This is a genomic window from Butyrivibrio sp. DSM 10294 (genome assembly GCF_028539135.1).
Classification (GTDB): Bacteria; Bacillota; Clostridia; order Lachnospirales; family Lachnospiraceae; genus Butyrivibrio.
Map to the genome: position 1 here is coordinate 1 of NZ_JANSWL010000044.1, position 6852 is coordinate 6852.

Sequence of the window (6852 nt, forward strand, 5' to 3'; positions counted from 1 at the left end):
CATGTTAAGCATTTTGACTTTATGGCCCAAACAAATATGAGGAATTAGCAATTTACGCAGTAAATTAGCGGTTTCCGAATATTTGTAGAATTGCGAGAATGACGATAGTCATGGAGCAATTCGTATATCATATGGTGTCAAGTTTTACCTTAAAGCTCTTACGTCCCTGGTGCTGACATCGCCGCTGCTCCGCTATCGGATGCATCTAAGGAACCTCCGTCCCATGCTCCCTCGTAGTCATCATCTTCCCATCCGTAAATGGAGAATGTATCCTTGACAGTGCCTTTAAATCTGCCCTTACCCTTGACGATTACTGTCGGTGGCTTGAAGTCGTCATCGAAGGATGCTATCTTCACATTGTTCTTATAAGAAAGGGTGTAATCAACGCCCTGTTTCAGCTTCTCTGCTGAGCCGTCTGCGTGGTAGAAGTATACTTCAGTATCTGGTTTAACAGCTTTTCCCGTGTAATAATCACCGTATACTTTGACAACGACCCTACTGTCCAGGTCTTCATCGGTGGTGAAGTTGTAGGGTGTAACCTTGAAGGATACAGTCTTGCTGCCTACAAAGTGTGTCATCGCATATTTTCCGACGATTCTAACCTTGTGAGTTCCAAGGGTACTGTAGTCGTTGTCAAGGCTGATGATGTCGTAATCAATGCCGTATTCAAGGAGCTGATCCTTGTACCACACTTCTGCCTTGCCGTTTCTGAACATCTTCTGAATAAGTTCCCCGGAAACCATATAGCCATAGTCAAATCTTAAGGCCTTGCCATCTACTCCTTTTACTGTGAACTTGGAGGCATTGATGACTCCCTTGTCTGCACGATCATATACCACTACGGTTACGGGATCGTAGGTATCGCCGGTAAAGTTGCCGTTCTCTGCAGCAACAACGTTTATTTTGTATTCCTCATCAATATCATCAAGGATAACTGCTGAGGGGTTCACGATCTCACCGTAGGAATCCTCGTACTTAAGCACATAGTCCCTGCCTGCCTTAAGTGTCTTCTTGCCGTAGGTAACCTTGACCTTGACGCTGCTGAGCTTCTTTTTGCCCTTAGCCACTGCAACAACAGATTCAGAAGCTACATAGGCTCTGGAAAGGGACTCTTTTTCAATGTCAAAATAGAACTTCTGCTTGGAGAAATTCTTTTTCTTGAACTTAACTGTAAAGCTGGGTCTAACGGCGCCAACCCTTGTGGCATTTACGTTGTTGGCATAGCTGATTGTATAGTCCTTGCTGTATTTGAACTTGGTTATGCCGTGATAAACGGATATTTCGTTGTTAAAAGTGATCTTGCCACCTGTGTAGTCCTTCTCAAAGAAGGTATCGGCAACGCCTGCGTCATAGATATCAATGACATCATCGCCTACCACATACCAGACTCCCTCGGGAACCTCGTCGGGGTCGTTGTCAAAATACTCTCTGATGGCTTCATCAGTGATATCTCCCCAGAACGGTGTATCATCCGACGGGTCGGGATCGGGATCCGGAGTAGGGTCATCTACAGGCTCTTCAGGATCCGGAATATCGTAAGGAGAAACCACAATGTCGATGCTTCCGGTAACACCGTCCACAGTAGCTGTTATCGTGGTTGTACCAACGCTGATAAAAGTAAGGACGCCGTCGCTGTTAATTGTTGCCACCTCAGGCTTGGAGCTTGCCCATGTTATTTTTCCCTTTGGCACATAGTCTGAAGGATCGTACCCGGCAACAACTGTGGTTGTATTTACCCATCTGCCGTCTACGTTGTCGACAGTGCTTTTTCTAGAAAGTGTAATGGAATTAAGCACAGGCTCATTTGCCGCAGGATCCTCTTCAATTACAGAAGATGAGTTGTCGGTATAGGCCTTGATTCTGTAGTTGTGGTCAAGAGGATACCAGCTTTTACCATATCCGTAGTAACTCTCGCCGGAATTGGCAACTGTGCTGAACTTGGCGCCGCTGCGACTGATGTCATACATAAGTCCGCCTGCATCCAAAGTTACCACTACCGCAAACTTGGTTCCGGGAGCCAGCTCAACAGGGTTCTTAAGGGTTACGTTGTAAAAACCTGAGAAATCAACTGTTCCGGTGGTTGTAGCCTCTTTTACCAGGCGTCCGGAGGACGGTGTGTCTTTTACATTTGTATAAATATCAATGGTATATCCGGTGCTCTCTGCCAGGGAGTAGAAGGTGACAGCCTTAAGTATCTCCCCCTTGCTGCCGCCATCTGCGTGTGCGGTAAAGACATTGGCACCCTTGTCGGTATAGCTGTACTTGCCGTTGAAGTAGCCATCGTACTGATAGTTGTTGTCATAGTTGTCGGCAGTTGTAGCCTTAACAGCATAGAAGTAATCGTCAAGAGTTGCCTCATAGTAGGACATCCAAAAATATCCGGTGTAGTCCAGGTTATTGAGGTCTCCCTTGGTGGTCCAGCTGTTTCTTACAAGGAAAGCGCCGTTGCCTGGAGCCCTTGAGGCGAATTTGTCTCTGGAAAAATTGTCATCCCAGCCAACCACAACAACTGCATGATTGGACATCATGGATTCGGGATTGTAATAGCTCTTGTACTGGTCGCTGTAGATCTTGCTGGAAGTTACGCCCTCCATACTGTCGACTGCACCAAAATAGATACCTGCAGCGCCGTATTCCTTGATCATCTTCTTAACAGGATTAAGAGCTGTGATATCTTTTGAAGACCTGAAGCTGTTCATATCGATATAGGCAGAAAAAGCGTTAACAAGATGAACCTGGTCATCATAGGCATATGAATCCGCAAGGCCCGATCTCTGCACTCTGGCTGCGTTTGAATAAGGAACGTTTGCCTCGCTGGCAGCGCCTGTCCACTTCGCATATGTACAGAAGGCTTCCTCGAAGTTACCTCCGTCATTTAAGAATGTGTTAGAACCCGCCTTGACATAATCGCCCTGGGTTCCTCCCAGCGGATCCACAACAGAGTTATTTGTAAAGTATGCAAGATGAAGTTCTGACAGATCCGGATTACTCATAATGCCGTTCTGTCTGAGGTTGATCTCAGTCAGCGCATTCATCGCAAATGCCCAGCAGGTTCCGTAAGGATTCTGATTGCGAAGAGGCGGCAGGTTCTTGTTAACATAGTAGCTCGCATAGGTCTCCTGGAACTCGGCATCATCAGCCGCATCCCCCTTGATGACCTCTCTTACCATACCTTCATGGTTAAGACCTGTTGCGAAGGTAGCATTCTCCTCACTGCCTTCGGTCACTTCTGAAGCAGTGGCATCAGAAGTAAGGTCAACTTCGTCGGAAGTACTCTCGCTGTCTTCTGCTTCTTCCAGCTCAATGCTCTCTTCCTCAGCATCCTCGCTAAACTCCGTGAACTCTTCACCTTCTTCGGCATCTTCAACCACTTCTGTGGCTTCTGCATCTGCATCCGCCTCTTCCTCAATAACCTCGGGCAGCACATACTCCTCTTTGCCCTGCAACGATTCCCCGATTTCTCCTTCGACACCCGTTGCCAGTGCCGTGCCTCCTGCCGAGAAGAACATAATTCCGCTCAGCAGCAGAGCAAGTACTCTTTTTTTCATACCTGATATACCCATTCCTTTTACAAAATATGCGCATATTTTAGCGTAATTTCTATCCTAACAAACCCCTCTCCTTTTTTCTACCGAATACAATAAAAATTCACAATTAATACACACCTTTCTCAACAAAATTTCATTCACTTCACTCCACCATAGTGCCTGTCACTTCATCCCCATCTTTTCGGGTAGGGGAAAGTTATTCTATGAAGCAGGCTGCCTCCTCGGAAACAGTAGGAAGGCGGAAAGTTACCGCGTATTGAGGGAATGGTCCGGCCGGATAGTTAAGTGCGGATGGCGGAAGTGTCGGAAAAATGTGCAGTTCTTGTACGACGCGATGATTATCAAGACGAGAGGGCGAAGGAATGGCGACTGTCCACGAATAGGCATGAGTACGAGCCATTCCTTCGACATCGAGTCTTAGAGAATCACAAGGCGCACGAAAACCAGCATTTTTACGGTGCTTTCGTCATCCGCACTTACCTCTCCGGTCGGGCCATTCCCCCATACGCTAACTTCCCGCCACCGCAGTTTTCCCGGAGGCAGCCACTCACCTAAGCTTTCCCCCTGCCACATAAAAAGACCGGGAAGTACGAATACTTCCCGGCCGAAATATATCAGGGTATTAAATTACTGGAAGGCAATCTGTGCAAAGTTATAGAAACCAAGATACCAGATATTGAAATCATGTCCACCATTAAGCTCCTGCCACATGAAGTTCTGTCCATCCACAAACTGATTGCAAACAGAAGGCAGATTCTTAGCTGCTGCTGAAGCGCTTGAATAAGCTGTGCCATCCTGAAGTCCGCAGATGTTGTAGAAATAGTGGATAGGATATCTGTTGCCGCTAAGCTTCTGAGCTGTTGTAGCTGCTGTGTTACTTGTAGGAGCAGCTGAGAAAGCTCCGAAATAGCTGAACAGATCTACGCACTCACCGATACCGATGTTGATTGTCTGCATACCACCCATTGAAAGACCTGCAAGTGCTCTGTGGTCTCTGTCTGTGTAGGTGCTGTAGTGAGAATCAATGTAAGGAATCAGGTCGTTTCTGAGCTCTTTGCCAAAGTTGTAGAAAGAGTTGGTTGAACCGCTTGCTGAAGCTCTGCCGTTAGGTGTTACAACGATGAAAGAATCGATGTCGCCATAGTATGACAGGTTGTCCATGATAGCCTTAACAGTTGAGTTGTTGCCTGTCATTCCCCACTCGTTCTCGTTACCGCCGATTCCGTGAAGAAGGTACAGAACGCTGTACTTCTTGGAAGAATCATAGTTTGCGGGAAGGTAAACATTAGCCTTCTTGGTGTAGGTACGGTTGTTGTTCTCTGTGTCATGTGCTGTGTAAGAAATGCTTACAATCTTACCTGAGCCATCGCCATATCTTACCTGAGAATACTTGGAAGGAATGGAATTGCTGATGGTTGCTGTAGGATTGTAGTTAGGGTTCTGAGGCTGAGGCTCGGGTTCGGGCTCAGGCTCAGGCTCGGGCTGAGGCTCGTTTCCGCCTGTTGAACCGCCGGTTGAGCTGCCTGCTGCAGACTCAAGTACATACTCAACTGATGAGCTTGCCTGTCCGCTTCCGATTGAACCAAACTCTACGCTGCCGCCTGCAGGAATATATGCATTCCAATCAACAGGAGTGATTACGTAGTAGTCGCCGCTTGTTGTAACATTTACATTCCATGAAGAACCGATGTTAACCTGGCTCTTTTTAACCTTAAGTGTCCATCCGTTAACTGCGCTTGATGTGTTGTTTACGATCTTCCAGGTTACCTGGTAGCCGCCGCCCCAGCTGTTAACTGAGTACTCAAGCTCAGGGCCGTCGCCTGTAACTACAGGTTCGGGATCTGGTGTAGGCTCGGGATCCGGAGTAGGCTCAGGATCTGTTGTAGACTGTGATGAGCCGTTGGTCTTCTCGAACTGCCACAGCTGATTGTTGCCGCCGTTAGCTGTCCACTGTACTACGTTGGTTCCGTCTGTTGTCTTCTTTTCATAGATATCAAGGACCTTGGCGCCTGATGTAGCCTTGGTTCCGATTGTGTAGTAACCGGCGTTTGCTGTTGTCATAACTACGAACTGCTGAGCTGTTCCGCCGTAAGCCTGGTAGATACCTACATCTGTTCCGTTGTCTGTCTCGCCGTTGGCAAGGTCAAGGTTAACATTGCCAAGTCCGCTCTTAAGTGTGATGTAGCCATCGCCAACGTTTGTAACATACCACTTCTGGTTAGCTGCGCCTGTGCCGGACTTAATAACTACGCTCTTCCAGCCGTCTGCGTTGTCAGCGTTAACTGTAAGATACTTCTGTGAAAGAGGATTCTTTACATAATACCAGCCGTCTGCAATTGTAGCTGTCTCAACAACTACAGGTGTAGGCTCCGGCTCTGGTTCGGGCTCGGGTGTAGGCTGAGGATCAACTACAGGTGTTGTGCTGCCGCTTCCTGATGTAGGCTGACCAAATACCTCTGTATAAGCCTGGATAACCTTGTTGTAAGCCTGCTTGGGCTGACCGGGTCTTGAGAAAAGAAGTGGTGCTGAGTTGCTGATCCATGTTGTCTGATCTGAAAGTCCCCACCATGTGATACCTGTGAGCTTGCCGCCATTCTTCTTGGCATTGTTGATACCCTTGAAAAGAGTGTATGCGTAGTTAGCCATATCGCTGTCACCCTTGTTGGTAATATCAAGCTCTGTGATCTGAACCTCAAAGCCTGCCTTGAGGAATGAGTTGAGGGCTGAGAGATAGTAATCTGTTGAAGGAAAGTTTGTTCCAAGGTGAGACTGCATACCTACACCTGCACAAACTTTTTTGCCCTGGTTGATGTTGTTAACAAGTGTGATTACGTTGTTAACTTCCATGTATGTGTTGTAATCATTGTAAAAAAGCTTAACTGAATCTGTGAGCTTGAAGTACTCAAGAGTCTCATATGCGTAGTTAAATGCCTTCTTTACATAAGAAGCGTTGGTCTTGTTGCTGCCGTAAACTGCTTCCCAACCGGAGTTCTGAGCGTGAAGGATCTCGTTGCAAACGTCCCATGCATAAACAACTGAGCCGTACTGGCTGTTGTATACGTGGTTCATGACGGTCTTAACATACATCTCAAGACGCTTGTCCATTGTGGAAGAATTTACAAAGCCGCCGTTTCCTGAATAGCCGTTTCTGAAGAACCAGCTGGGTGTCTGTGAGTGCCATACAAGAGTATGAGCTCTCATCTTAAGGCCGTTCTGGTAGCAGATCTTCATAACTTCATCAACAGTGTTGAAGTTGATCTGAGGAACATACTGCTCATTGTATCCGCTGGGGATGTAGTATCCC

2 protein-coding genes are annotated in these 6852 nt (G+C 47.1%); both read right to left on the reverse strand.

The features are described 5' to 3' along the window. Nucleotides 1-158: 158 nt before the first annotated feature. On the reverse strand, nucleotides 159-3548 hold the full coding sequence (locus NXH67_RS03680) for a lectin like domain-containing protein (RefSeq protein ID WP_272796441.1): 3390 nt from the start codon (nucleotides 3546-3548) through the stop codon (nucleotides 159-161). A 627-nt stretch (nucleotides 3549-4175) separates the two neighbouring features. After that, nucleotides 4176-6852 (reverse strand): endo-1,4-beta-xylanase (locus tag NXH67_RS03685; protein ID WP_272796442.1); only part of this gene is annotated, 2677 nt, incomplete at its 5' end.